This window comes from Nocardia sp. NPDC055165 (genome assembly GCF_053606985.1).
Window position 1 is genome coordinate 17355 of sequence record NZ_JBSGSS010000014.1, and the last position, 24604, is coordinate 41958.

Annotated in this window: 29 protein-coding genes; 9 read left to right on the top strand and 20 right to left on the bottom strand. The window is 68.0% G+C overall.

Features of this window, described 5'->3' with window-relative positions; all coding sequences use genetic code 11:
* Window positions 1–38 precede the first annotated feature (38 nt).
* On the top strand, window positions 39–428 hold the full coding sequence (locus tag ACWFRF_RS25595; protein ID WP_452452629.1) for a PPOX class F420-dependent oxidoreductase: 390 nt from the start codon (window positions 39–41) through the stop codon (window positions 426–428).
* Here ACWFRF_RS25595 and sigJ read toward each other — a convergent pair.
* The 4 genes from sigJ to dapD all read right to left on the bottom strand — a co-directional run bounded on the left by sigJ (window position 403) and on the right by dapD (window position 4235).
* Window positions 403–1281, bottom strand: coding sequence for an RNA polymerase sigma factor SigJ (gene sigJ / locus ACWFRF_RS25600; RefSeq protein ID WP_452452630.1), 879 nt, complete (start codon window positions 1279–1281; stop codon window positions 403–405). The two genes, ACWFRF_RS25595 and sigJ, sit on opposite strands and share 26 nt — an antisense overlap.
* Window positions 1278–2357 carry an NAD(P)/FAD-dependent oxidoreductase gene (locus tag ACWFRF_RS25605; protein ID WP_452452632.1) on the bottom strand — a complete coding sequence of 360 codons (1080 nt, stop codon included), beginning with the start codon at window positions 2355–2357 and terminating at the stop codon, window positions 1278–1280. The genes sigJ and ACWFRF_RS25605 overlap by 4 nt, the downstream gene beginning before the upstream one ends.
* 138 nt (window positions 2358–2495) lie before the next feature.
* Entirely contained in the window at window positions 2496–2975 is a 480-nt protein-coding gene (locus ACWFRF_RS25610; protein WP_378638229.1) for a hypothetical protein, read from the bottom strand.
* Between the two features lie 309 nt (window positions 2976–3284).
* Entirely contained in the window at window positions 3285–4235 is a 951-nt protein-coding gene (gene dapD, locus ACWFRF_RS25615; RefSeq protein WP_378993352.1) for a 2,3,4,5-tetrahydropyridine-2,6-dicarboxylate N-succinyltransferase, read from the bottom strand.
* Window positions 4236–4354: 119 nt separating this feature from the next.
* Here dapD and dapE point away from each other — a divergent pair, with 119 nt between their 5' ends.
* The gene (gene dapE / locus ACWFRF_RS25620; RefSeq protein ID WP_378993354.1) at window positions 4355–5449 is read left to right on the top strand and encodes a succinyl-diaminopimelate desuccinylase; all 1095 of its coding nucleotides are present in this window, start codon (window positions 4355–4357) and stop codon (window positions 5447–5449) included.
* A 4-nt stretch (window positions 5450–5453) separates the two neighbouring features.
* On the opposite strand, the gene ACWFRF_RS25625 is transcribed toward dapE, so the two are convergent.
* A complete protein-coding gene (locus ACWFRF_RS25625) occupies window positions 5454–6266 on the bottom strand; it encodes a hypothetical protein (protein ID WP_452452635.1) in 813 nt (270 codons plus the stop codon).
* A 101-nt stretch (window positions 6267–6367) separates the two neighbouring features.
* Between ACWFRF_RS25625 and ACWFRF_RS25630 the strand changes: the two genes are divergently transcribed.
* The 5 genes from ACWFRF_RS25630 to ACWFRF_RS25650 are packed head-to-tail and all read left to right on the top strand — an operon-like array spanning window position 6368 to window position 11422.
* Window positions 6368–7168, top strand: a complete 801-nt coding sequence (locus ACWFRF_RS25630) for an LOG family protein (protein ID WP_378652287.1) — start codon at window positions 6368–6370, stop codon at window positions 7166–7168.
* Window positions 7162–7710, top strand: coding sequence for an LOG family protein (locus ACWFRF_RS25635; RefSeq protein WP_378638240.1), 549 nt, complete (start codon window positions 7162–7164; stop codon window positions 7708–7710). The genes ACWFRF_RS25630 and ACWFRF_RS25635 overlap by 7 nt, the downstream gene beginning before the upstream one ends.
* A gap of 11 nt (window positions 7711–7721) precedes the next feature.
* Window positions 7722–9488 carry a long-chain-acyl-CoA synthetase gene (locus ACWFRF_RS25640; RefSeq protein WP_452452638.1) on the top strand — a complete coding sequence of 589 codons (1767 nt, stop codon included), beginning with the start codon at window positions 7722–7724 and terminating at the stop codon, window positions 9486–9488.
* 21 nt (window positions 9489–9509) lie between these two features.
* Window positions 9510–10487 carry a dihydropteroate synthase gene (folP, locus tag ACWFRF_RS25645; RefSeq protein ID WP_379312882.1) on the top strand — a complete coding sequence of 326 codons (978 nt, stop codon included), beginning with the start codon at window positions 9510–9512 and terminating at the stop codon, window positions 10485–10487.
* Entirely contained in the window at window positions 10484–11422 is a 939-nt protein-coding gene (locus tag ACWFRF_RS25650; protein ID WP_378993362.1) for a glucosyl-3-phosphoglycerate synthase, read from the top strand. Before folP ends, ACWFRF_RS25650 begins: the two co-directional genes overlap by 4 nt.
* 56 nt (window positions 11423–11478) lie before the next feature.
* Here the strand turns inward: ACWFRF_RS25650 and ACWFRF_RS25655 are convergent, their stop codons facing one another.
* The 10 genes from ACWFRF_RS25655 to sigE all read right to left on the bottom strand — a co-directional run bounded on the left by ACWFRF_RS25655 (window position 11479) and on the right by sigE (window position 19032).
* Window positions 11479–11922, bottom strand: coding sequence for a DUF6640 family protein (locus ACWFRF_RS25655; protein ID WP_452452640.1), 444 nt, complete (start codon window positions 11920–11922; stop codon window positions 11479–11481).
* Between the two features lies 1 nt (window position 11923).
* On the bottom strand, window positions 11924–12517 hold the full coding sequence (locus ACWFRF_RS25660; RefSeq protein ID WP_378993365.1) for a TetR/AcrR family transcriptional regulator: 594 nt from the start codon (window positions 12515–12517) through the stop codon (window positions 11924–11926).
* Between the two features lie 102 nt (window positions 12518–12619).
* Window positions 12620–13699 carry an XdhC family protein gene (locus ACWFRF_RS25665; protein WP_452452642.1) on the bottom strand — a complete coding sequence of 360 codons (1080 nt, stop codon included), beginning with the start codon at window positions 13697–13699 and terminating at the stop codon, window positions 12620–12622.
* A 100-nt stretch (window positions 13700–13799) separates the two neighbouring features.
* Window positions 13800–14366, bottom strand: coding sequence for a hypothetical protein (locus ACWFRF_RS25670; protein ID WP_378993368.1), 567 nt, complete (start codon window positions 14364–14366; stop codon window positions 13800–13802).
* Window positions 14367–14482: 116 nt separating this feature from the next.
* The gene (locus tag ACWFRF_RS25675; RefSeq protein ID WP_056813397.1) at window positions 14483–15340 is read right to left on the bottom strand and encodes a hypothetical protein; all 858 of its coding nucleotides are present in this window, start codon (window positions 15338–15340) and stop codon (window positions 14483–14485) included.
* A gap of 191 nt (window positions 15341–15531) precedes the next feature.
* Window positions 15532–15951, bottom strand: a complete 420-nt coding sequence (tatB, locus tag ACWFRF_RS25680; RefSeq protein ID WP_378993370.1) for a Sec-independent protein translocase protein TatB — start codon at window positions 15949–15951, stop codon at window positions 15532–15534.
* A 114-nt stretch (window positions 15952–16065) separates the two neighbouring features.
* A complete protein-coding gene (locus ACWFRF_RS25685) occupies window positions 16066–16263 on the bottom strand; it encodes a hypothetical protein (protein ID WP_452452645.1) in 198 nt (65 codons plus the stop codon).
* Between the two features lie 105 nt (window positions 16264–16368).
* Window positions 16369–17931 carry a trypsin-like peptidase domain-containing protein gene (locus ACWFRF_RS25690; RefSeq protein WP_452452647.1) on the bottom strand — a complete coding sequence of 521 codons (1563 nt, stop codon included), beginning with the start codon at window positions 17929–17931 and terminating at the stop codon, window positions 16369–16371.
* Between the two features lie 10 nt (window positions 17932–17941).
* Complete coding sequence (locus ACWFRF_RS25695) at window positions 17942–18310, bottom strand: hypothetical protein (protein WP_378993375.1); 369 nt, start codon at window positions 18308–18310, stop codon at window positions 17942–17944.
* Between the two features lie 59 nt (window positions 18311–18369).
* Complete coding sequence (gene sigE, locus ACWFRF_RS25700; protein ID WP_378638262.1) at window positions 18370–19032, bottom strand: RNA polymerase sigma factor SigE; 663 nt, start codon at window positions 19030–19032, stop codon at window positions 18370–18372.
* A 376-nt stretch (window positions 19033–19408) separates the two neighbouring features.
* On the opposite strand from sigE, the gene ACWFRF_RS25705 reads away from it, so the two are divergent.
* Window positions 19409–20041, top strand: coding sequence for an O-methyltransferase (locus ACWFRF_RS25705; protein WP_378638264.1), 633 nt, complete (start codon window positions 19409–19411; stop codon window positions 20039–20041).
* Here ACWFRF_RS25705 and glgC read toward each other — a convergent pair.
* A complete protein-coding gene (glgC, locus tag ACWFRF_RS25710) occupies window positions 20038–21255 on the bottom strand; it encodes a glucose-1-phosphate adenylyltransferase (RefSeq protein WP_378993377.1) in 1218 nt (405 codons plus the stop codon). The genes ACWFRF_RS25705 and glgC overlap by 4 nt on opposite strands.
* 110 nt (window positions 21256–21365) lie before the next feature.
* Here glgC and glgA point away from each other — a divergent pair, with 110 nt between their 5' ends.
* Window positions 21366–22532, top strand: coding sequence for a glycogen synthase (gene glgA / locus ACWFRF_RS25715; protein ID WP_452452795.1), 1167 nt, complete (start codon window positions 21366–21368; stop codon window positions 22530–22532).
* 1 nt (window position 22533) lies between these two features.
* Here glgA and ACWFRF_RS25720 read toward each other — a convergent pair whose 3' ends face one another.
* The 4 genes from ACWFRF_RS25720 to ACWFRF_RS25735 all read right to left on the bottom strand — a co-directional run bounded on the left by ACWFRF_RS25720 (window position 22534) and on the right by ACWFRF_RS25735 (window position 24584).
* Complete coding sequence (locus ACWFRF_RS25720) at window positions 22534–23364, bottom strand: putative RNA methyltransferase (RefSeq protein WP_452452797.1); 831 nt, start codon at window positions 23362–23364, stop codon at window positions 22534–22536.
* Window positions 23361–23528, bottom strand: a complete 168-nt coding sequence (locus tag ACWFRF_RS25725; RefSeq protein ID WP_011211259.1) for a DUF3117 domain-containing protein — start codon at window positions 23526–23528, stop codon at window positions 23361–23363. Before ACWFRF_RS25725 ends, ACWFRF_RS25720 begins: the two co-directional genes overlap by 4 nt.
* Before the next feature lie 106 nt (window positions 23529–23634).
* Window positions 23635–24267 (bottom strand): DNA-3-methyladenine glycosylase I, encoded by a 633-nt coding sequence (locus tag ACWFRF_RS25730; protein ID WP_449963706.1) that lies wholly within the window; start codon window positions 24265–24267, stop codon window positions 23635–23637.
* Window positions 24264–24584 (bottom strand): DivIVA domain-containing protein, encoded by a 321-nt coding sequence (locus tag ACWFRF_RS25735; protein ID WP_378638270.1) that lies wholly within the window; start codon window positions 24582–24584, stop codon window positions 24264–24266. Before ACWFRF_RS25735 ends, ACWFRF_RS25730 begins: the two co-directional genes overlap by 4 nt.
* Between the last annotated feature and the right edge of the window lie 20 nt (window positions 24585–24604).

A 24604-nucleotide genomic window follows, 5' to 3' on the forward strand; every position in this document is an offset into this window, starting at 1 on the left:
CTTGACCTCGACCGCACTCGAGGTTTTAGCGTCGGTGCATGAGCACAACGCTGACATCGGAACACCTCGCTTACCTGTCGACCCAGCAGCTCGGGCGGTTGGCGACGGTCCGCCGCGACGGCACCCCGCAGAACAATCCGGTCGGCTTCCGCTACAACGCCGAACTCGGCACCATCGACATCGCGGGCTGGAACCTGGCCGCCTCCAAGAAGTTCCGCAATCTCGCCGACAACGCACAGGTGGCCTTCGTCGTCGACGACATCGCCTCGGTGCGCCCGTGGCGGGTGCGCTGCCTCGAGATCCGCGGCACCGCCGAGGCGCTGACCGGGGTCGAGTCCTACCTCGGTGATCAGTCCGACGCGCTCATCCGGATCCACCCCGACCGGGTGATCGCCTTCGGCCTCAGTCCGGAACCCGCACAGCAGTGAGCTTTTCGGGGTTGCGCATGGAGTAGATCGCGGTGACCCGGCCGTTGGTGACCTCGATGGAAGTCACCTGGTCGAGCACGCCGTCGACGGTCGCCAGGATCGTGGGCATCGCGTTGTAGATGCCGAGGTGCGCGCCCAGGACACCGAGCCGCTGCCCCTTGGCGAGCAAGCCGATGACCAGCCTGGCCACCTTGTCCTGGCCGTGTACCGGCCTGCGCACCGCGTTCACCACACCACCGCCGTCGCCGAGGAACACCACCTCGGGGGCGAGTACGTCCATCAGTGCTTGCACATTGCCGGTGGCGGCCGCGATCGAGAACTTCTCGACCACCGACTGGGCCTGCGCAGGAGTGGCGACGGCGGTGTGGCGTGCGGCGTGCACCCGGTTGCGGGCGCGCTGATTCAGCTGTCGCACAGCGGCTTCGGATTTGTCCACCGCCGCCGCGATCTCCGGATAATCGAACGCGAACACCTCGCGCAGCACGAACACCGCCCGCTGCACCGGCGTGAGCGTTTCCAGCACGAGCAGCATCGCGGTGGTCACAGCCTCGCCGGTCAGCACGTGCTCGACCCCGCCGTCCGCCTCGGTGGCCAGGGGTTCGGGCAGCCACGGCCCGATGTACTCCTCGCGTCTGCGGGCGGTGGAGCGCAGCACACCCAGCGCCTGCCGGGTGACGATCTGTGCGAGGTAGGCGCGCGGATTGTCGACCAGGGTGCGGTCGACCTCGCACCAGCGCAGGTAGCTGTCGTGCAGGACGTCCTCGGTGTCGACCACCGAGCCCAGGATCTCGTAGGCGATCGAGAACAGCAGCCGCCGGTTCTCGGTGAAGGTGTCGACGTGTGCCCGGATCACCGTTTCGGGCCGTTGATCCACACGCTGTTGCCGGTGCGGGAGGCGTAGGCGGCATAGCGGCTGATGCGTTCCTTGGTGAACGCCGCGACGGGTCCGCTGACGTAGAGCCGCTGGGCGGTGTCTCGGCGGTCGGTCGTCTGCAGCACTCCGTCGCGCCTGCCCAGGCTCATGCCCTGCCCGCCGTAGCCCATCGAAAATGGCTGCGGTTCCCGTCCTTTGATCATCCTGGCCAGCGTATCGGCCGCGTGTGCGCCCTGGGGAGCCGCGGTGGCGCAGGCCATGCGCATACCGGGGACGGCGGCGCAGTCGCCGACGACGAAGACGCGCGGGTCGGTGACGCTGCGCAAGCAGGCGTCGACCAGGGCTCGGCCGTCGACGTCCACCGCGAGTCCGCTGCGGGCGGCCAGTTCGGGCACCGCGGAGATGATCGCCCAGAGGGTGAGGTCGGAACGCAGTTCGGTGCCCGAGTCGAGTCGCAGGGTCGTCCCGTCGATCTCGGCGATCTGGTCGGCCACGATCTCCACGTTCAACCGGGCCAGTGTGGTGCGGATGTGCCGCTGCGCACCGGCCGACAGCGCGGCGGCGACGGTCTCGCTCACCAATCGGACGCGCAGGTCGGGCCGGGCTTCGGCGACCTCGGCCGTGGTCTCGATCCCGGTCAGCCCACCCCCGATCACCGTGACGATCCCGCCGGACGGCAGCGCCTCGAGCGCGATTCGTGCCTGCTCGGCGCCTTCCCATGTGCCGACCGGGATCGTGCCGGGTAGCGGGTTCGCGATGCTGCCCGCCGCGAGGACGGCGTGATCGAAGTCCAGGCTCCGGCTGTCGTCGAGGGTGACGACACCGTCGCCGATCTTGTCCACGCTCGCGGTCTCGATCGCGATCGGGTCCCTGAGCATCTCGGTGAGCGGCCGGGCCGCGGTCCCGCTGCCCGCGAGCTGTTCGTGCAATCGCACCCGCTCGATGAAGACGCCGCGCGGATTGATCACGGTGATGCGGGCATCGGGGGCCTTGCGCTGCAGCCGGTTCGCCGCGACAGTACCCGCGTATCCTGCGCCGATAACCACGATGTTCATCTGTGCCTCCTGCCATGGGAACTGTGTGCTCAACCATGGGATGCGGCGAGGCCCTCGTTTGTGACAGTGATCCGCATCACGGCGAAAAGGCCCCGTACTCCGCAGAAGTACGAGGCCTTTCGCTATCGCGAGGTCAGATCAGGGCTGACCGGTCGCGAACGCGATCACGGCATCCAGGAATTCCTGGCCACCCATCACGTAGCCGCCGATGACCATGCCCGCCGGGATGGTGAACAGCCACAGGAACGGGAAGAACGCGCCGATGACGCCGCCGATGACGACGCCGGGCAGGTTCTTGTTGACCTGCTCCATGAGCCGGTCGTAGGAGCTGATGTCCTTCAGTTCCGCGATGTTGCTCAGTTTCGCGGAATCCTCGGGCGCCATGGTCGAGGTCAGCTTGACGGTGCGGCCGTCCTCGCTGATCTGCTGGTTCACGGCGATCGGCAGGCCCGCGACCTCGGAGCGCAGCGGCGCCTGGTCGACGATCGCGCCGTCGGTGGCCTTCAGCAGCACCGAGGCGCCGTCGGCGGCGAGCTCGAACTTGCCGCTGTCGACCGCCCAGGTGACGGTCTTGTCAGCGGGCGAGACCGTGGTCTGGTAGTTGATTCCGTGTGTCACGCCAGAAGTCACGCCCCCCGAAGCCACTACAGCGGGCTGCTCGGTGGCCACCGCGGGCGCACCGTGAGCAGTGGCCGCGGTAATCCCCACCGCAGCGACTGCCATGAAAACAGCAGTAGTGATCTTTCCGAACTTCATTCTTGTAATCCCTCCGCTTTTTCGCCGTCCTGATCGGACCAGCGAAACGAAGGTTAGCGTGCGAAATTGCTTGTCGCACATTCGGGCTCATCGTCATGAAACCGCAATATTTGCTGAATTGTTTCTGGTGCCGCGAATTGCCGGGCCGCTCGGCCCGGCAATTCGAGGAGATCAATCGTTGGCGTGCAATGCGGCGTTCAGTTCGACGCCGGTGCCCTTACGCGGCACGACCTCGACGGCGCCGGTGGTGGAATTGCGACGGAACAGCAGATTGTCCTGACCCGACAGGCTCGCGGCCTTGACGACGGTGCCGTCGGGTCCGGTGACCTTGGTGCCCGCGGTGACATAGAGGCCGGCCTCGATCACGCAATCGTTGCCGAGGGAGATGCCGACACCCGCGTTGGCGCCGAGCAGCGAACGCTCGCCGACCGAGATGACCTGGGTGCCGCCGCCGGACAGGGTGCCCATGATGGAGGCGCCGCCGCCCACATCGGAGCCGTCGCCGACCACGACGCCCGCCGAGATACGGCCCTCGACCATCGAGTTGCCGAGGGTGCCCGCGTTGAAGTTGACGAAGCCCTCGTGCATGACGGTGGTGCCCGCGGCCAGGTGCGCGCCGAGCCGAACCCGGTCGGCGTCGCCGATGCGTACACCGGCGGGGACCACATAGTCGACCAGGCGGGGGAACTTGTCGACGCTGAGCACCGTCACCGGGCCGCGGGCGCGCAGCTTCAGGCGGGTCTGCTCGAAGCCGTCGACCGCGCACGGGCCGTGGTTGGTCCACACGACATTGCTGAGCAGGCCGAACTGGCCGTCGAGGTTCAGGCCGTGCGGTCGCACGAGGCGGTGCGAGAGCAGGTGCAGACGCAGGTAGACCTCATGCGCGTCGACCGGGGCGGCCGACAGGTCCGCGATCGTGGTGCGCACCGCGATCACCTCGACCCCACGCGCCGCGTCCACGCCGAGGAGTTCGGCGAACTCGGGCACGTCGGCGGCGTCGAGGCGCTGGGAGCCGGTCTCGGTGAACTCGCCCAGCGCGGGGCTGGGGTACCAGGTATCGAGGACGGTTCCGTCCGAGGTCACATTGGCGATACCGACTGCAGTTGCTCCCTGAATACTCACGGAGGCCATTTTGCCCGTTGCGGCCGGTGCGTTGTGCCGCGGGCCCTGTGCGTTCGACCACGCGGTCTGCTTCGCCCGGATCTCCGGGATCGGGGCGCACCCGTACTACTGTCGAAGATGTGACTCTCGATTTGCGTGCCGACCCGATCAAGTTGACCGCCGCCCTCGTCGACGTGCCGAGTGTGTCGCGTGACGAGGCCAAGATCGCGGATCTGGTCGAGCAGGCGTTACGGGAGCAGACCGCCGGGTTCGAGATTCTGCGGCACGGAAACGTGGTGCTCGCGCGCACGCGGCGCGGGCTGCCGACGCGGGTGATCCTGGCGGGCCATCTGGATACCGTGCCGATCGCGGACAATGTGCCGAGCCGACCCGACGAAGTCGACGGTGAAGCGGTGCTGTTCGGTTGTGGCACAGTCGATATGAAGTCCGGCGATGCGGTATTCCTGCACCTGGCCGCCACGATCGCCGATCCGGCCCATGATTTGACGCTGATCTTCTACGACGGCGAGGAGATCGCCGCGGAGTTCAACGGCCTCGGGCACATCGAGCGGGAATTGCCGGAATGGCTCGAAGGCGATCTGGCGATTCTCGGTGAGCCCTCGGCGGGTTGGATCGAGGCAGGCTGCCAGGGCACGTTGCGGGTGCGCTTGACCACCGCGGGTGTGCGCGCGCATTCGGCGCGAGCGTGGCTGGGGGAGAACGCGATTCATGGTCTCGCGCCCGTGCTGGCGCGGTTGTCGGCCTACGAGGCGCGCGAAGTCGATATCGACGGTTGCGTGTACCGCGAGGGGCTGTCGGCCGTGCGGGTCTCGGGTGGGGTCGCGGGCAATGTGGTGCCCGATGTCGCCGAGGTGGATGTGAACTTCCGTTTCGCCCCCGATCGCAGCGTCGAGCAGGCCGTCGCGCATGTCCGCGAGGTCTTCGACGGACTCGATGTCGCCTTCGAGGTCACCGATTCCTCGCCCGGCGCCCTCCCCGGCCTGACCGCACCGGCCGCTCGCACCCTCATCGACTCCGTCAACGCGCACGGCGGTGGCGGCGTGCGCGCCAAGTACGGCTGGACCGACGTGTCCCGCTTCGCCGCCCGCGGTATCCCCGCCGTCAACTTCGGCCCCGGCGATCCCAATCTGGCCCACAAACGTGACGAGCACGTCCCGCTCAGCCAGATCACCGCCGTCACCGCGATGCTGCGGACCTACCTGTCGAAGCCCTAGCCGCTCACCAACCGCCGGTGAACAGGGCCGCCAGACCGGGGACCGGGTCCGACGCGTTGGTGGTGTTCGCGACGGCGACGACGACCATGCTCAGCGCGAGCACGGCCGAGAAGGTGCCGAACACGGCGAGGACGCGGCGAGAGCGCCGGTCGGCGGACCAGACGGCGGCACGCCACAGGAAGGCGCACACCCCGACGAGCGAAACGGCGGTGACGGCGGCGAGCGCGGCCATCGCGACGTGATAGCGAGCGAACTCCTCGATCATCACATCCAGCGGGGGTGTTCGGGTGCCGTCGGCCAACCGCTGGTCGACCTGGGCGAGGACCGTGGCGGGCTCGTCGCCCGGCAGTAAGGGAAACAGCGAGGCGAAGGGCGTCAGCGCGCCCTGCGCGTTCGCGAGCACCAGCGCCAGCGAGCACAGCGCCAGCACCGCGGCGGCGCCACCCGATGCCGCGAGCGTCACCCGCTGACCGCGTCCGGCCGCACCCGCCACGAGGAACGCCCGCCAGAGCAGCACCGCCAGCGCGACGAGCACGGCCAGCAGCATCGCCGCGAGCACCGCTTTGGCGAGGTGATAGCGGAACCAGTAGTCGACCACCGTCGTCAGCTCGGCGGGGAAGTCCCGGGTTCCGGCCTGCCAGTACTCGGCGAAGGCCGTGCGCAATGCTCGCCGCAGATCGCTCTCGTCACCGAAGCCGGCGCCCGTACCGTTCGCCAGCAGGCGCGGCGCGACGACGAACGCGGCGATCAACGCACCGGCCAGGGCGACCAGCACCGCGAGAACGCGACCGGAACGCGCCGGAACTGCAAGCGACACAGAGAATCCTTCGGCTCGATCGAGTGCGCGGGGTGGCCGTGGCCCGGCCGATCCGCCAACTGCGCGCCCGTGCCCGGAATCCAACACAGTAGGTTGGGTTCATGTCTACCGATTCCGCTGATGAACAGGTTGGGAAGGCCAAGCCGAAGTTCCGTGGGCCGGTGATGTTCCGCCGGGAGCGCAAGCCCGGCGTGCGGACCGCCGACCGGAACCTGCTCGATACGCGGCAGGACAGCGAGTGGGTGCACACCGATCCGTGGCGGGTGCTGCGGATCCAGGCCGAGTTCGTCGAGGGTTTCGGTGCGCTCGCGGAGATTCCGCGCGCGGTGACGGTGTTCGGCTCGGCGCGTACGGGTCCCGATCATCCCGAGTACGTGGCGGGCAAGGCGATCGGCACCGCGCTCAGCGAAGCCGGTTTCGCGGTGATCACCGGTGGCGGGCCCGGCGCGATGGAAGCGGCCAACCGTGGCTGCTCGGAGGCGGGCGGCTACTCGATCGGACTCGGCATCGAGCTGCCGTTCGAGCAGGGGCTCAACAACTGGGTGGATCTGGGGATCAACTTCCGGTACTTCTTCGTCCGCAAGACGATGTTCGTGAAGTACTCCCAGGCCTTCGTCTGCCTGCCCGGCGGCTTCGGCACCCTCGACGAATTGTTCGAGGCGCTCACCCTGGTGCAGACCCGCAAGATCACCCGGTTCCCGATCATTCTGTTCGGGGTCGACTACTGGTCGGGCCTGGTCGACTGGTTGCGCAGCTCGCTGGCGGGCTCGGGCAAGATCTCGCCCGAGGATCTCGATCTGATCCAGCTCACCGACAGCGTCGACGAGGTCGTGCGGATCATCCAGGGCGAGACCGGCGACCACGCGAACATCGAACGTCTCGGCACCGAGGATCAATGGTGAGCTATTCCGTCTGTGTCTACTGCTCCGCCAGCACCACCGATCCCGATCTGATCAGCCTCGCCGCGCGAGTCGGCACCGAAATCGCCCGGCGCGGGTGGCAATTGGTCTCCGGCGGTGGTCACGTGTCGATGATGGGCGCGGTCGCGACCGCGGCGAGGGCCGGTGGCGCGCACACCATCGGCGTGATCCCGAAACACCTGGTGCACAAGGAAGTCGCCGATGTCGACGCCGACGAACTGCTCGTCACCGACACCATGCGCCAGCGCAAACAGCTGATGGAAGCGCGCGCCGACGCGTTCCTCACCCTGCCGGGTGGCATCGGGACACTCGAGGAACTGTTCGAGACCTGGACCGGGGGCTACCTCGGCGAACACGCCAAACCCGTGGTCCTGCTGAACGCGAACGGCTTCTACGACGGCCTGTTCCGCTGGATCGATGAACTGTCCGAACGCACAATTGTGCCCAGGCAGGCGCGTGAGCGCCTCGTCGTGGCCACCGACCTGCCCACCGCGTTCGCCGCGCTCGAACCGGCAGCCCAGTAGGAGAGATCGACGTGAGCAAAGACGCCCGCGACACGGTAAGCGTGTTCGACTTGGCCAAAGCCCTGCCCGCAATGGCACTCGACGCCCCCGGCATGCTGCGCAACGCGCGCGGAATGCTGGTGGGGCCCAAGGACAAAGCCTCTATCGGCCTGTACTTCCAGCGGGTCGCGCACCGCAGACCCGATCGGGTGTTCCTGCGTTTCGAGGGCCGTTCCTACACCTATCGCGCCGCCAACGGTGAGGTGAACCGTTACGCCGCGGTGCTGTCCGCGCGCGGGGTTTCCCGCGGCGATGTGGTCGGTGTGCTGATGACCAACCGGCCCGAGACCTTGTTCACGGTACTGGCCGTGCTCAAACTCGGCGCCACGGTCGGTCTGCTCAACTACAACCAGCGCGATCAGGTCCTCGCCCACAGCATCGGACTGCTCGGCAGCGTGCTCAACATCGTCGGCGAGGAGTGCGCCGAGGCGCTGGAATCGCTGCCCGAGCCCGCGGCGAACGTGCTCCCCGCCGAGGAACTGGCCGAATCCGCCCGCACCGCGGCCGATTCCGATCCTGCCGTGTGCGAGCGGGTGCGGGCGGGGGAGCGGGCGTTCCTGATCTTCACCTCCGGCACCACCGGCCTGCCCAAGGCCAGTGTGATGACCCATCAGCGCTGGACCAAGAGCATGTCCGGGCTCGGCGGGCTCGGTGTCCGGTTGCGTGCCGACGACGCGCTGTACTGCTGCCTGCCGCTCTATCACAACAACGCGCTCACGGTCGCGCTGTCGGCGGTGCTCGCGGGCGAATCGACCTATGTGCTCAGCCGCAAGTTCTCGGCGTCGGGGTTCTGGGACGAGATCGCGCGCGAACGGGCCACCGCGTTCATCTACATCGGTGAGCTGTGCCGGTACCTGATCAACCAGCCGGTGCGGCCCGCCGAGCGGGGCAACCGGGTCCGGCTGGCCGTCGGCAACGGGCTGCGGCCCGAACTGTGGGACGAGTTCCGTCGCCGGTTCGGGATCAGCCGGGTGGTCGAGTTCTACGGGTCCAGCGAGGCGCCGCTGGCGTTCGTCAACGCGTTCGGCGTCGACCGGACCGCCGGGCTGTGCCCGCTGCCGTACGCGGTGGTGGAGTACGACGACGAGACCGGCCACGCCCGGCGGGGTAAGGACGGGAAGCTGCGCCGGGTGCGGTCCGGCGGGGTGGGGCTGCTGCTCGCGAAGGTGAACAATCGTCAGCCGTTCGACGGGTACACCGACAAGAAGGCGTCGGAGTCCAAGCTGGTGCGCGACGGCTTCAAGAAGGGCGACTGCTGGTTCGACACCGGCGACCTCGTCCGCGATCAGCACTTCTGGCATATCGCGTTCGTCGACCGGCTGGGCGACACCTTCCGCTGGAAGGGTGAGAACGTGGCGACCACGGAGGTCGAGGGCGCGCTCGGGCACAACGAGAGCATCGAACAGGCCGTCGTCTACGGTGTCGACATCCCCGGCACCGACGGCAAAGCGGGCATGGCCGCGATCACCCTCGCCACCGACGCCGCGTTCGACGGGAAGGCACTGGCCGCCACCGCCTACGGGCGCCTGCCGCTGTACGCGGTCCCGCTGTACGTGCGAGTGGTGCAGGAGCTGGAACAGACCTCGACGTTCAAGAGCCGGAAGGTGGAACTGCGCAAGCAGGGTTACGCACCCGACCCGCACAGTCAGCTGTACGTGCTGTCCGGCCCGGCGGACGGCTACATCCCGGCTTACGACGAATACGCGGCTGACGTTGCCGTCGGCAAAGCCCCGAGGTAGCAAGGTAACGTCTGATTTCGCATGAACATCGGTAACTCGTCGGGTACGCCCGGACCCCGACCAGAGAACGAACCGCCTGCCCGGAGCACCAGCAGTCGCGGTCCCGAGTTGTCGGCAGAAGTCCCGGGGAGGCGGACCGAGCAGACTTTTTGCGGGCGCGAGGTGGCGACGGATCGCGCGTTGGTGATGGCGATCGTGAATCGCACGCCGGACTCGTTCTACGACCGTGGGGCCACGTTCAGTGACGAGGCCGCGATGGAACGGGTCTCGCGCGCGGTCGACGAGGGCGCCGATCTGGTCGACATCGGCGGGGTGAAGGCCGGGCCGGGTGTCACCGTCGACGCGACCGAGGAAACGCAGCGAGTGGTGCCGTTCGTCGCGGCGATCCGGGCGAAGTATCCGGACCTGTTGATCAGTGTGGATACCTGGCGTGGTGACGTCGCGCGGGCGGCGGTCGCCGTGGGCGCCGACCTGATCAACGACACCTGGGCCGGCGCCGACCCCGATCTCGTGCACGTCGCCGCCGAGACCGGCGCGGGCATCGTCTGTAGTCACACCGGTGGCGCCGTGCCGCGCACCCGGCCGCACCGTGTCCGGTATGCCGATGTGGTGGCCGAGGTGACCGCGACGGTGGTCGCCGCGGCCGAGAACGCCGCGGCCGCGGGGGTGCGAGCCGATGGCATCGTGATCGATCCCACTCATGATTTCGGGAAAAACACCTATCACGGGCTCGAGTTGTTGCGCGGAATCGACGGTCTTGTAAAAACCGGATGGCCAGTCCTGATGGCACTGAGCAACAAGGATTTTATCGGGGAGACTCTAGGGGTAGGTCTTACCGAAAGGGTCGAGGGCACACTGGCGGCAACCGCATGGTCGGCCGCCGCGGGCGCTCGGATCTTCCGGGTTCACGAAGTCGCCGAAACCCGGCGGGTCGTGGACATGATCGCCGCGATCCAGGGCATCCGGCCCCCCGCACGAACTCTGCGAGGTCTGGCATGAAAATCCAACACCGCGAGCCCGCCTGGGCCACTACCCACACATGGGACACCCCTGACTGGACGGTCGGCGAACTCGTCGCCGCCAAGGAGGGCCGCACCGTTTCGGTGGTGCTGCCCGCGCTGAACGAACAGGACACCGTCGCCGATGTCGTGGCCAGCATCCGGCCGCTGCTCGGCACGCTGGTCGACGAACTGATCGTGCTGGACTCCGGGTCCACCGACGCGACCGCCGAACGCGCACGCGCGGCGGGCGCCGAGGTGATCTCGCGCGAGGAGGCCGTTCCCGAACTCGACCCGGTCCCCGGTAAGGGGGAGGTGCTGTGGCGGTCGCTGGCGGCCACCACCGGCGACCTGATCGCCTTCGTCGACTCCGACCTGATCGATCCCGACCCAGCCTTCGTGCCCAAGCTCCTCGGCCCGCTGCTGATGATGCAGGGCACCCACCTGTCCAAGGCGTACTACCGCCGCCCGTTACGTCAGGGTGAGTCGGTGGACGCCAACGGCGGTGGCCGCGTCACCGAACTCGTCGCCCGACCACTGCTGGCCGCTCTTCGTCCCGAACTGGCGCAGGTCCTCCAGCCGCTGGGCGGCGAATACGCGGGCACCCGGGAGCTCCTCACCTCGGTTCCCTTCGCGCCCGGGTACGGCGTCGAAATCGGTCTGCTCCTCGATACCTACGACACGATGGGCCTCGACGCCATCACCCAGGTGAACCTCGGCGTCCGCACCCACCGCAACCGCCCCCTCGCCGATCTGGGCGTCATGAGCCGCCAGATCCTCGGCACCGCCCTGCGCCGCAGCGGCGTCCCCGACTCCGGCGCCCCCCTCACCCAGTTCCCGTTGATCGAGGGTGAATTCATCGCCCACACCACCACGGTCTCCCTCGAAGACCGCCCTCCGATGAAAACCCTTCGCCCCGAACAAGTCGCGGCGTAGTCGTCCACCTCGGGCGTCGCCTCGGTCGGTGGACCGGGTGCGGCGCCCGCGGTGTGTCAGTCCCGATGACGCGCGCTGAGCGTGACGGCGACGGTCAGCAGCGCCAACAGGATCACCGCCAGCAACACCTGCGGATGCAGGCCGATGATCGTGGTGGCGGCGAACTCCGGATCGTGAACGGCGGTGCCGGGAAACAGCATTGCCGCCAGCAGGCCGAGCCACGGCGTGGCCAGGATCGCGCAGGCTGTCCACAAGCGCGTCCGGGTGGCATCGCGCCGGAGCAGCAGCGTCAACGCGAGCCCGCCGAGCAGGATCGACATGGCGATGTATTGGGCGTCGTGGAATTTCGCGTGCGGCGGCCACGCGTCGTTGCGCAGATGCTGTGCCGCTCCCGCCGGAATGATGAAATCCGCCAGCAGAGCGCCGAATACGGTGATGACCGCGACGAGCGCGACGAGAACACGCGGGGCGGAGAGGTTTCTGGAGACGACGGTCGTCATGTCACGAAGTTCCTTGCTGACGTAGGTGTTTCGGGGAGTGGGTGCGGAGGAAGTCGTCGAGGACATCACGCACATAGTCGAGGTCGAAAGTCCGGTTGGCGACCAGACGACGGAAGAACAGCGGACCGTGCAGCTGATCGAGCGCGAGGTCGACATCGAGTTCGGCAGGCAGATCCCCGCGGGCGACGGCTTCGGTCAAGGTCGTGCGCGCGGCCCGGGTTCCCGACCGGTACAGCGCCTCCTTGACCTGCGCGAATCTCGGGTCGACAGCGGCCCTCTCGATCATCACCCGCATGCCCTGCTCGGTGGCCGGTTCGTGCAGCATCGCGTGAGTGGCCGTCAGTTCGGTCAGTAGATCGGCGCGCAGATCCCCGGTCGGCTCCGGCTGCGCGAGGGTGATGTGCTGGGTCAGGGTGGCGCGAACCAGATCGGTCGGCTCCGGCCAGAGCCGGTACAGGGTGGCCCGGCTGATCCCGCTGCGCGCCGCGACGGCGCCGTGCGTGAGCCCGGCCAATCCCTGCTCGATCAATAGTTCGCGAGCCGAGGTGAGCGCGGTGTCACGACTGCGCACCGTTCGTGGATCGGGTGGTCGCACCGAACTCCTTCCGGACAATCTGTTCCAGAACTTTGAAACAAACTGTATCGAAATTGTTCGCGGATGAACAGGTGCCGGGTTGTTCGTATTTTCGAGGCGCCGCTAATTCGGGCGGCGGTGGATGGGGCCGTCGAGGTTCGCCAGGGGTTGTGCCGTCGTGTTTCCCCGGTCGGCGAGGATCTGGGCGAGGATGGAGACGGCGGTTTCTTCGGGCGTGTCGGCGGCCAGGTCGAGGCCGAGCGGGCTGCGGATGCGGGCAGTTTCGGCGGCGGTGAGGCCGGCATCGCGCAGGCGGACAGTGCGTTCGGCGTGCGCCCGGCGGGAGCCGAGTGCGCCGATGAATCCGACGTCGGGCAGGCGCAGGGCCGAAGCCAGCAGGGGGACATCGAATTTCGGGTCATGGGTGAGAACGCAGACGACCGTGCGACCGTCGACGCGGCCGGCCTCCTGTTCCGCGTCGAGGTAGCGATGCGGCCAGTCGACGACCACCTCGTCGGCTGCCGGGAAACGGATCGGGGTGGTGAAGGTCTCGCGGGCATCGACGACGGTGACGTGGTAACCGAGGTTCATCGCGGCGACGGTCAGTGCTCGGGTGTAGTCGTTGGCGCCGGCCAGGATCATCCGGGCGGGCGCGCGGAAGACCTGCACGAAGGTGCGGGGGCGGTCGGCTTGGGCCGGGGTGCAGTCCTGGGCGCCGACGAGGCCGTTGTGGCCTGCGGTGAGGAGGGCGGCGGCGTCGTGATCGAGGCCGCGCCATGGCGAGGAAGCGCCGGGGTACAGCAGTTTTCGGTCGGGGGCCGACTCGAGGGTCGTGGCGTAGGCGACCGGGCGGCGCGCGTCGAGCGCGGCGTGGAGTGCGCGCAGTGTGGGCAGGTCGGTGCGATCGAGGCGTTCGACGAAGACTTCGATCTCGCCACCGCACGGCAGGCCGACGGTGAGTTCATCGGCGGCGGCGAATCGCTCGAGGGTGGCGTGGCCGTCGAGGAGAACCTGGTGGGCGGCGGTGAGCACCGCCGATTCGACGCAGCCGCCGGACAGCGAGCCGAGGACCCGTCCGTCTGCGGTGACCACCATCGCGGCCCCGGTTTCGCGCGGCCCGGCACCGGTCCGGTCGACGATCCTGGCCAGCGCGAGGGCCTGATCGGGGAGCACTTCGAGCACCTGCCCGAGCAGATCACGCATCGCGCACCGGCCTCTCCACGATCACCGTCCGGGCGTTGTGACCGTGCTGACCAGCCTAGCTATCTCCGGGCATGCTCGCGCGGCGAGCGGCCGGGAGTCATCAGTCGAGGATCTCGCGCTGCTGGAGGCCGGGCGGCACGGCACCGGTGTGGAAGAAGTCGCGGAAGATCTCCACCGCGTTGTCGGCGGTGAACACCTCTTCCGGGTAGACGTAGGTGTCCTCGTCGCCGTGCGGGAGGTAAACGGTCGGCAGGCCGAGCCGCCCGCCGGGTAGGCCGAGGGTGAAGCGCCGGGTGACGTGATCGACCGTCCTGCGCAGCTGCAGCGTCATCGCGTCCGCCGAGCCCGCGCAACCGAGCGCGAGATCGCCACGCGCCGAACTCACCGAGGTGGTGACCTCGGTGGCGGGCACCGGTTCGGGCAGCACGGTCAGATCGAGCGCGTAACGCTGATGACCGTCCATCCGGCGCAGGGGGCGCAAGAAGCTGTCCACGTCCTCGTGCGGGCCGATGAAGACCTTCAGCCGGTCGCTGTAGGTGATGCGATGGGTGGTGACGATGACGTCGCCGCTGGCCGGCCCCGCGTCGAAGGGCGGAACGGGCCTTGGGTGACCACTCGCGTGCACGGGCAGAACCCGGCATGCGCCGGCCTCAGGAGACGAGAACATCTGATGCTCACCTACTCACACTCGGTTACTCGCTAGCAATCTAACCATCGCGGGCGACTTGTGATCCATAACAGTACAGTGATGCAGATCACCAAGTATGGCAAGTTTAATTCAGACTATGGACGAACCCGGGTCGTAGCCAACTTGGGGTCTGTTTCATGCCGGTATACCGGGGTGAGTAGATCCGCATCAACTGGTTCACCGGTTGCGCGGTCGTACCGGACTGCGATGAGAACAGAGAACAGATGACTGCTCGCGCGCTCGTGCAGGGTCGCCAACCGGGTCGCCAGCAATCGGATCGCACCCAGCGAGCCGGGCGGGTGCAGCCCGTCGATCAGCATGATGCTGCCGCGGCGGTCGGGCCGGGGCAGCCGGGCGAGGTAGGCGATGTCGTGGGGTTCGGTGCCGCCCGGCCGGTACACGCGGCGCGCGGCCCTGTCCTCGATGCCACGCCGGGTATCGCCCGCACGGGTGACGGTGCGGCGCAGGCGGGGATCGGCCACCACCAGCTGACGAAGGCTCGGCGAGAGCTCGGGCCCGCCGAGAATCACCAGCCCGTCGCGATTGAGGTCGATCGGCCTGCCCGGCATGAACGTCTCGACATTCGCGGCGAAGCCGAGCTGTCGCAGGAGCTCGGCCAGGCGTTGGGCGGCTTGTGGGTCGGGTGCGCCGAGCAGCCTGCCGGAGCGGACCTCGGGGGCGAGCACGGTCAGCGTGCCGTGCCCGAAGAACAGTCCCTCGGGCACGGGGCCCTGGGTGCTCACCTGGTGGATGCGCGCACGCGACAATCCGGCGGCGGCACCGATCCGCGCGAACGTCCAGCCGTCGGCATGGAGTTCCCGGATCACGGCTCGCCGGATCCTCGTTAGTTCGTTGATGGTCTGCTGGGCAGCCGCCACCCCGTCGGTGGCTGCTTTGAGTCTCTCGACCTTGTCTTCGATCGCGAAAACTCGTGCCACGTCATCGGCCGACATGTGCGAAGTCTAGACAGCTCGACAGCGTTGTGTGTCTATATCGGTTGACATCGAACTGTCTTGCGAGACAACAGTCTCGGACGCGGATTGTCGGCAAATCACAGACGGGCGAGGTCGCCGCCGCAGTGTTCGGCCGGCGCGACCTCGTAGCAAATGCCGACCGTGCGGTGTGTTCCCTGGTCCGGGGCGTGCTAGGTCGCGTCGTAGTCGACCGGGGGGCGCTCGTTGCGCTCCAGCGACTTCTGCGGCTCGGGCTTGGCCGGGGTGCCGGGCATGCCGCTACTGGTGCCGAACAGTTGCTGCTTATCGGGCACCGCGCTCTCCAGATCGCGCAGCACCGAGTCGTCACCGCCCAGCAGGTGCTTGGTGACCACGGCCCGCGGACTCATCCCGCGCAACTCGTTCAGCTCCGCGAGCGGTTTGCGCAGGTCGTCGAACTCCGGCCCGAGTTCCTGCTTCAGCTGGGAAGTGGCGCCGCTGGCGTAGTCGCGCGCCTGGCGCAGCGCGCCCGTGGTCCAGCGGACGGCACCGGGCAGTCGCTCCGGGCCGAGGATCACTAGGGCGGCGACGAGCAGAATCATCATCTCGCTCCACCCGATGTTGCTGAACACAGATCTCAGACTACCGGTTGCCGGACGCCGGTACCGGAATGAGGTGATTGCGCCCAAACGAACAACAAATGCCAGGTGGCCTATCGACCACCTGGCATTCGGATGAAAATACTTCTACGTGGGATACACCACGATCTTGCCGTGGTGCGGTCCGTTGTAGCAGTATTCCTGACCGTCTGTCGCCACCGCCGTCTTCCCGCCGGTTTGCTGGCAGACGAACCAGTCGACGTACTGGTCGTTGGTTTCCGCTGCGGCCGGCGTCGCCAACGCTGCGGCAAGCGCGACCATCGCGATCGAAGATCCGATTGACAATTTGACGAGACGAAGCATCGTCACCCTCCCCAGGTAATTCCGAATCGAACGCCCCCGAGTCTATGTCGTACGACTACTGTTGCGCCAGAAAGAATTTCGGCAGGGTTAATCGGACTCCAGGGTCACCGGCACATCCACTTTGCGGCCGTCCCGAATGAGCTGGACGATCACGGTCTGATTGATCTGATGCGACTGCTCGGCCACTGTGAACTCATCCGCGCTCGTGACCTCACGGTCGCCGACCCGAACGATCACGTCACCCTCACTGATTCCCGCCCGCCCGGCAGGGCCGTCGGGGGCGACATCGGCAACTTGGGCGCCGCTGGTGACCTCGTTGGCGACAGTCTTCGTGCGGACCGCCAGGCGCATGGTCGGGTGGTGCATCTGGCCGTCGCGGATCAGGGTCTGGGTGACGGTGGTCATCACGTCGACCGGGATGGCGAAGCCGAGGCCCACCGAACCGCCGGTCTCGCTGCGGATGGCGGTGTTGATGCCCACCACGCGGCCCTGCATGTCGACCAGCGCGCCACCGGAGTTACCCGGGTTGATCGCGGCGTCGGTCTGGACGGCGTCGATCACCGCGTTGGTGTCGCTGCCCTCGCCCGCGAGCTTCACGGGACGGTGCAGGGCGCTGACGATGCCGGACGTGACGGTCTTGCTCAGGCCCAGCGGCGAACCGACCGCCAGCACGTCGTCGCCGACCTGGACGTCGGCGGACTTGCCGAGATTGGCCACGGTCAGGTTCTTCGCCTCGACCTTGAGCACCGCGAGGTCGGTCTTGGGATCACGGCCGACGATCTGCGCGGGCACCCGGGTGCCGTCGGAGAACTGCACCTGGATGGCGGCCCGGTTGGACTTGTCGGTCGCGGCCATCGAGATCACGTGATTGTTCGTGACGACATACCCGCCGCCGTCGATCACCACGCCGGAACCGGTCGCGCCGTTGTCGCCGACGGTGACCCGGATCGACACCACCGAGGGCAGGACGGCATTGGCGACGGCGGCGATCTGACTGTGCGGAGTCTCGACACCCGCGCTCTGATCGAGGGTCACCTTGCGTGAGGTGAGCGTGGACGCGGTCTCCGCGGTGACGCGGCCGACGAGGCCGCCGATCACGGCGATGCCGAGCGCCAGCGCGGCCAAGATCGCGAGCGCCTTGGGCGCCACCCGCGAACCGAACAGCACCTCGCGCGCGCTCAGCTTGTCCGCGACAGGCAGCCGGGCGGGCGGGGGAGTGTCGACGGCGGGCGAACCGAGCCTGGCCGCCGCGTCGGGGTCACGCCACGGATCCACCGGACCCGCGACGACGGTTTTCGGCTCGTCGGCGCCGGGCTCGCGCTGCAGCAGCTCCGAGGAGCCCTCGGGCCGGGCGAACGCCTCGGCGAGCACGCCGTCCGGCGGGCGCTGGACGATTCCGTCGTCGGCGTCCTTACCGGCCACGCGCTGGGGGTCGTGCGGTGCGAACGAACCGGCTTGGCCGTTCGGGCGGCGGAAGGCGCGCGCGGTGTGGCTGTCGATGTGCGGCCGGTAGACCGGGCGCGGGCCGAGGTTCGGCGCGTCGGAAGGGCGCAGGGTGCCCCGCGCGTCCGTGCGTGCATCCACCCTGGGTGATTCAGCCCCCGAATCCGAGTGGTCGGCCGATCCGGAATTCGTCGATTCGCCTGTCACGTCGCAGACTCTACTTGCGCCGCCACGTTGTCCACCGGGTCGCGGTGAAGGAATCTGTGATGAATCCGAGAAATGCCTCGTTACGGCGTTGCGGTTGGGGTGCGTTGCCGGGGAGGTCGGCCAGCGGAATACGCGAGAGACTGTCGTGCAGGCTGCGCGGAATCGCCACCTCGGCGGCGCGGCGCAGCGCGATCCGCGCCTGCTGCTGGGCATCGACCTCGGCCGCGCACTCGGGGCAGACCGAAAGATGCTGGGCGGCGCGCAGATACGCGTTCATCCGCAGTTCGCCGTCGACGAAGGCCGCGACTGCCTCACTGGCCAAGTGCTCGGTGGGCTGAAAGCGCGGCGGGCGACCTGCGGCACTGGGGTCCACACTCATGCGGATTTCTTCCTTCCGACCGACATCACCTGAGCCACCGGGTGACGTCGGAACACCCGTCACACCGATGGGGCTTCAGCGGAGTACCGCTGCTCACTTCCATTATGCGCAAGGTACTCGCGCAGTGCCTGACGCCCGCGATGGATCCGGCTGCGCACGGTCCCCAGTTTCACACCGAGCGTGGCGCCGATCTCCTCATAGGACAGACCCTCGATGTCACACAGAACCACGGCGGCACGGAACTCCGGCGCCAGCGAATCCAGTGCTTTCTGCAGGTCCGGGTCGAGACGGGAGTCGTGGTAGGCGTCCTCGGGGGTCGGCCCTTCGGCGGGCACCCGGTCGTAGTCCTCGGGCAGCGCTTCCATCCGGATGCGGTTGCGGCGGCGGACCATGTCGAGGAACAGGTTGGTGGTGATGCGGTGCAGCCAGCCCTCGAAGGTGCCGGGCTGGTAGTTCTGCAGCGAGCGGAACACCCGGATGAAGGTGTCCTGCGTGAGGTCCTCGGCGTCCTGGGCATCGCCGGAGAGGCGGTAGGCCAGGCGATAGACCCGGTCGGCGTGTTCGCGGACGAGTTCGTCCCAGGACGGCATGGCGGCGCGATCGCCGGTCGCGTCGAAAGCGGCGGTGCCGGTGAGTTCGGCGTCGAGTTCTTCGGCTTCTGCCGCGATGAGATCAGCGGGCAGAGTCTGGTCGGTGGCGTCTTGACGCGCCGTGTCTACCATCGGGATGGGACACCTCCTACTCGGGACCGCTGGCACGAAACCTTGCTGGTCCGGGTCAGCGAACCTTGCTTACCGACAATCAACCAGCAACTGTGTGTGGTTGTTCCCGAGCCTCGTGCCCGCCGCGATCGGCTGGCCTTGCGTAGGGCAACTATTTCCTGCGCTGATATGGGTCAGGTGTGGAGATCCTGAGTGTGACCTGAGAATTCTGGTCGGACTCGAGCCTAGTCCCGCCGGCAACGGAGAACCAGCAGTTCGGGGACTGTTGTGACCGATCCGCAAACCTTCGGCAATTGTTCGGGATCTGTGCGACACAGTGCCGGATCCGTCCCTTTGCTGAATACACATACCCCTCCGGTGGCTTAGCCTCATAGCTGTGGCATCGAACGTGGAGCGGAACCTGGCCTATGTGGAGGAGTCCGTCGTCGAGGACGAGGTCCTTCTCGAAGCGCGTGAGCGGGCCACCGAATTGGGTGCCGCGCCGGTGCCCGCGGCGGTCGGCGCGCTGCTGAGCATGTACGCGCAGATGCTGGGCGCGCGCTCGGTGGTAGAGGTCGGTACCGGAGCGGGCGTCAGCGGGCTGTGGCTGCTCGACGGGATGCGGGAGGACGGAACCCTGACGACGATCGACTCCGAGCCCGAGCATCAGCGCGCGGCCAAGGAGGCGTTCCGGACCGCCGAGATCACCCCGTCGCGCACGCGCCTGATCAACGGGCGCGCGCTGGACGTGCTGCCCCGGCTGGCCGATGGCTCCTACGACCTGGTCTTCATCGACGCGGCGCCGATGGAACACCCCCACTACGTCGAACAGGGCGTGCGGCTGCTGCGTGCGGGTGGCGCGTTCATCCTCAACAACGCGCTACTCGGCGGGCGGGTGCCCGACCAGGAACAGCGTGACCCGGCGACGCAGGCCGTGCGCGCGGCGACCAGGGCGATCGCCGAGAACCCCGAGCTCACCAGCGTGCTGATCCCGATCGGTGACGGTCTGCTCTGCGCCTCGCGGGGCTAACCGACCCAGATCCCCTTGCCGACGGTGACCACACCGCCGTTGCTGACGGCGAAACGCTCGCGGTCACGGTCGAGATCGAGGCCGATGATCTCGCCCTCGCCGACCACCACGTTCTTGTCCAGGATCGCGTGGCGCACCACCGCGCCACGCCCGATCCGCACACCGGGCATCAACACACTGCCCTCGACCGTCGCGCCGTCCTCGATCACCACGTTCGAGCTCAGCACCGAATTGCGGACCGTGGCCGCCGACAGGATCGAGCCTGCCCCGACGATCGATTCCTGGGCGAGCCCGCCCTGCGCGAACTTCGCCGGCGGCAGGTTCTCCGCCGCGCCGCGAATCGGCCAGTGCTTGTTGTAGAGGTTGAAGACGGGGTGCACCGAGACCAGGTCCATGTGCGCCTCGTAGAAGGCGTCGATGGTGCCGACGTCGCGCCAGTAGCCGCGGTCGCGTTCGGTGGCGCCGGGGACGTCGTTGTCGGCGAAGTCGTAGACGGCGGCCTTGCCGTCGGCGACCAGCTTCGGGATGATGTCGCCGCCCATGTCGTGGTCGGAATCGGAGTTCTCGGCGTCGGCGCGGATGGCGTCGACCAGCACGCGGGTGGTGAACACGTAGTTGCCCATCGACGCGAACGTCACGTTCGGGTCGTCGGGGGTACCCGGCGGGTGCGCGGGCTTCTCCAGGAACTGGGTGATCTTGCCGGACTCGTCGGAGTCGATGCAGCCGAACGCGCTGGCCTCGGCCCTCGGTACCCGGATCCCCGCGACGGTGACGCCGGCACCCGAGGCGATGTGGCTGGCCACCATCTGTTCCGGATCCATCCGGTACACGTGGTCGGCGCCGAACACCACGATGTAGTCGGGATCCTCGTCGTAGATCAGGTTGAGCGACTGCATGATCGCGTCGGCGCTGCCGGTGTACCAGCGCGGCCCGAGACGCTGCTGGGCGGGCACCGGGGTGATGTACTCACCGGTGAAGCCGGACAGCCGCCAGGTCTGGGAGATGTGGCGATCGAGTGAGTGCGACTTGTACTGGGTGAGCACGCACAGGCGCAGGTATCCCGCGTTCACGAGGTTGCTCAACACGAAGTCGATGAGCCGGTAGGCGCCACCGAACGGAACCGCCGGCTTGGCGCGGTCGGCCGTGAGTGGAAACAGTCGTTTGCCCTCGCCACCGGCGAGCACGATCCCGAGTACGTGCGGCTGGCTCCTCACCCTGCTCAAAGTACAGGGCCAGCGAGGTTACGGTGGCCCATGTCGACCCGAGGGTCTAATTTGGACCGGTGAGTGATGGCACCGACAGCGAGCAGACTCCAGCGCAAGCGCTGCGGGTGGCGATGCTGACCCGGGAGTATCCCCCCGAGGTGTACGGCGGTGCGGGAGTACATGTCACCGAACTCACTTCCCGATTGCGTGAGCTCTGTGACGTCACCGTGCACTGTATGGGCGCGCCGCGCGCCGGTGCTGTGGTGCATCGCCCCGACCCCGAGCTGTACGCCGCCAACGCCGCGTTGCAGATGATGTCGGCGCAGCTGCGGATGGCCGACGCGGCCGGCGGCGTGGACGTGGTGCATTCGCACACCTGGTACGCGGGCCTGGCCGGTCATCTCGCCGCCATGCTGTACGGGATCCCCCATGTGCTCACCGCGCATTCGCTGGAACCGCGCAGGCCGTGGAAGGCCGAGCAGCTCGGTGGCGGGTATCGGCTGTCGTCGTGGTCGGAACGCAATGCGATGGAGAACGCCGACGCGGTGATCGCGGTCAGCGAAGGCATGCGCCACGATGTGCTCGACGCCTATCCCGCGATCGACCCCGATCGAGTTCATGTGGTGCACAACGGTATCGACGCGAGCGTGTGGCACCCCGGCCCGCCCGCCGCCGACGAGGCGCCGGTGCTCGAGCGGCTCGGCGTGCGCGCCGACCTGCCGATCGTGTCCTTCGTCGGGCGGATCACCCGGCAGAAGGGCGTCGGGCACCTGCTCGCCGCGGCCGCCTTGTTCGCCCCCGACATCCAGGTGGTGTTGTGCGCGGGTGCGGCCGATACCAAGGAACTCGAGGTGGAGGTCGCCGCCGCCGTCGACGGATTGCAGCGGCAGCGCGGCAACGTCTTCTGGGTGAAGGAGATGCTTCCCGCCGAGCAGGTCCGCCAGATCCTGTCCGCCTCGTCGGTCTTCGTGTGCCCGTCGGTGTACGAACCGCTGGGCATCGTGAATCTGGAGGCGATGGCGTGCGCGACCGCCGTCGTGGCCTCGGATGTCGGCGGGATTCCGGAGGTGGTCGACGACGGGGTCACCGGGCGTCTGGTGCACTACGACCCCGAGGCGACCGGGGAGTACGAGCGCGCGCTCGCCGCCGCGGTGAACGAGGTCGCGGGGGATCCGGCCTTGGCGGTGCGCTACGGCGAGGCCGGGCGGGCGAGGGCGATCGCGGAGTTCGACTGGGCGCGGATCGCCGAGCACACGCTCGACGTGTACCGGAGTGTGTTGCGCTAGGTCAGCGGTTCGGCAGATAGGTCGACACGGTGACCGACGCCGTCACTTCGGTGGTGTCCGAGAGTGCCGCGATGCGTGGATCGTCGGCGGGGGTGCGGTGGAACGCCGACGGGCCCATCGCGACGACACGGGTGACATCGGTGCGCGACAGCTTCATCGGAAACTCGACGAGGGTGTGCTCAGCACGGGCGAACGCGCCGGCGAGCGAGTCGGCCAGGCGCCGGTCCTTGTCCGGATCGACGCCCACCATGCCGAGGGGGCCGATCAGTTCGCTCAGATGACGCGCCGTGGGAGTGACGACGACGAAGCGTCCGTCGGGCGCGAGGACGCGGGCGACCTCGGCGGGGTTGCGCGGGGCGAACACCGAGAGCACGCCGGTGACGGCGTCCTCGCGCAGTGGCAGGCCACGCCAGGCGTCGGCCAGCACGGAGGCCGCGCGCGGGTGCGCCCGCGCGGCGCGGCGGGCGGCGGGCTTGGCCACGTCCAAGGCGATGCCGAGGGCATCGGGATGCGCGTCGAGCACGTCGGCGAGGTAGTAGCCCGTGCCCGCCCCGATTTCGAGCACCGTCGCGGCGGTGTCGAAGGCACGAGCGATCGCCGCGGCGATCGGGGCGAAATGGCCCGCACCCTGGAAAGCGGCGCGGGCGTCGAGCATGTCGGCGGTGTCGCCGGTCATTTTCGTCGATGCGCCGGTCAGCAGTCCCACATAGCCCTGGCGGGCGATGTCGAAGCTGTGACCGGTACCGCATCTCAGCGCACGATCGTGCGGTTGCAGCTCGTCGCCGCACTCCGGGCAGGCCAGAAGTGCGGCGACCTCGGTCAGCGCATTCAGCTGGTGACGCTCTTCAGTTCGTCACCGAGCGCCGCAGCCTCGTCCGGTGTGAGTTCGACGACCAGACGCCCGCCACCCTCGAGTGGAACCCGCATGACGATTCCACGACCTTCCTTGGTTGCTTCGAGGGGACCGTCCCCGGTACGGGGCTTCATGGCCGCCATCCTCTGCTCCCTCCAGATCTGCGCGGTGGTTCTGCGCACTGTTTTCTCGTCTGCCGGTTGTCGCCAACCAGCGGGCTCGCCGGGTGTTCGGCGGGCCACACCGGTCCTATTCTTCCCTATTGCCGTCGCGGGCGGACACCTGAGTGCGAAATGTGACTGCGGAGTCGGTTCCGTTCGGTACCGCTGTCACCCAGCAAACATCCAGGTGATCGTCCACCATGCCGGTTGCCTGCATGAGGGCATACGCCGTCGTCGGACCGACGAAAGCGAACCCTCGGCGCTTCAATTCCTTTGCCAGAGCAATGGATTCGGGTGTGGTGGCGGGCACATTCTCGATCGAGGCCGGCCGTGGGCGTGGCGCGGGTGCGAACGACCACAGCAGCTCGTCCAGGCTCACCGGCAGGTCGCGAGCAACCCGGGCGTTGTTGATCACCGCGTCGATCTTGGCGCGGTTTCGCACGATGCCCGCGTCGGCCAGCAGCCGCGCGCGGTCGTGATCGTCGAACTCGGCGACCTTCGCGATCTCGAAACCGGCGAACGCGCTGCGGAAGGCGGGCCGCTTACGCAGGACGGTGATCCAGGCCAGCCCGGACTGGAAGGCCTCGAGGCAGAGCCGTTCGAACATGGCGTCGTCACCGTGCAGGGGCTGACCCCATTCGGTGTCGTGGTAATCGCGGTACAGCTGCGAGCCGGTCGACCAGTCGCAGCGCACGAGGCCGTCGTCGGCGAGCTCGCTCACCCGCGATCCTGGCCCGCCGCCACCTGCGCCTGCCACTGCCGAGCCTGCGCCAGCTCGAACTCGAGTTCGTCGATCCGCTCGGCCAGCCTGCCCAGCGCCCAGTCGACCTCGCCGGCCTTGTACCCGCGCACCACCTGCTGGAATCGCAACGCCCGCACATCGGCCCCCGTGACGCCGTCGGCGGGCAGCACGGTAGCGGTGGTCCCCTCGGGTAAGGGCCCGAGCTCCTCGGACCGCCCGAATACCGCACTGGCGACGAGGAACAGCATCGCCGCGACCAACCCGACGATGAGCACGTATAGAAGCAGCGTCAGCATGAAGCCAGCCTAGGCAACGC

Bases quoted from the DNA above. Each gene is read 5' to 3' on its own strand.
- ACWFRF_RS25650 (WP_378993362.1), top strand. From the start codon at position 10,484: ATGAAAATCCAACACCGCGAGCCCGCCTGGGCCACTACCCACACATGG.
- ACWFRF_RS25675 (WP_056813397.1), bottom strand. From the start codon at position 15,340: ATGTCGGCCGATGACGTGGCACGAGTTTTCGCGATCGAAGACAAGGTC.
- sigE (WP_378638262.1), bottom strand. From the start codon at position 19,032: ATGGTAGACACGGCGCGTCAAGACGCCACCGACCAGACTCTGCCCGCT.
- ACWFRF_RS25725 (WP_011211259.1), bottom strand. From the start codon at position 23,528: ATGGCGGCCATGAAGCCCCGTACCGGGGACGGTCCCCTCGAAGCAACC.
- ACWFRF_RS25655 (WP_452452640.1), bottom strand. From the start codon at position 11,922: ATGACGACCGTCGTCTCCAGAAACCTCTCCGCCCCGCGTGTTCTCGTC.
- ACWFRF_RS25635 (WP_378638240.1), top strand. From the start codon at position 7,162: ATGGTGAGCTATTCCGTCTGTGTCTACTGCTCCGCCAGCACCACCGAT.
- ACWFRF_RS25695 (WP_378993375.1), bottom strand. From the start codon at position 18,310: ATGAGTGTGGACCCCAGTGCCGCAGGTCGCCCGCCGCGCTTTCAGCCC.
- ACWFRF_RS25605 (WP_452452632.1), bottom strand. From the start codon at position 2,357: ATGAACATCGTGGTTATCGGCGCAGGATACGCGGGTACTGTCGCGGCG.
- ACWFRF_RS25665 (WP_452452642.1), bottom strand. From the start codon at position 13,699: ATGCGTGATCTGCTCGGGCAGGTGCTCGAAGTGCTCCCCGATCAGGCC.
- ACWFRF_RS25670 (WP_378993368.1), bottom strand. From the start codon at position 14,366: ATGTTCTCGTCTCCTGAGGCCGGCGCATGCCGGGTTCTGCCCGTGCAC.
- ACWFRF_RS25735 (WP_378638270.1), bottom strand. From the start codon at position 24,584: ATGCTGACGCTGCTTCTATACGTGCTCATCGTCGGGTTGGTCGCGGCG.
- ACWFRF_RS25630 (WP_378652287.1), top strand. From the start codon at position 6,368: ATGTCTACCGATTCCGCTGATGAACAGGTTGGGAAGGCCAAGCCGAAG.
- folP (WP_379312882.1), top strand. From the start codon at position 9,510: ATGAACATCGGTAACTCGTCGGGTACGCCCGGACCCCGACCAGAGAAC.
- ACWFRF_RS25595 (WP_452452629.1), top strand. From the start codon at position 39: ATGAGCACAACGCTGACATCGGAACACCTCGCTTACCTGTCGACCCAG.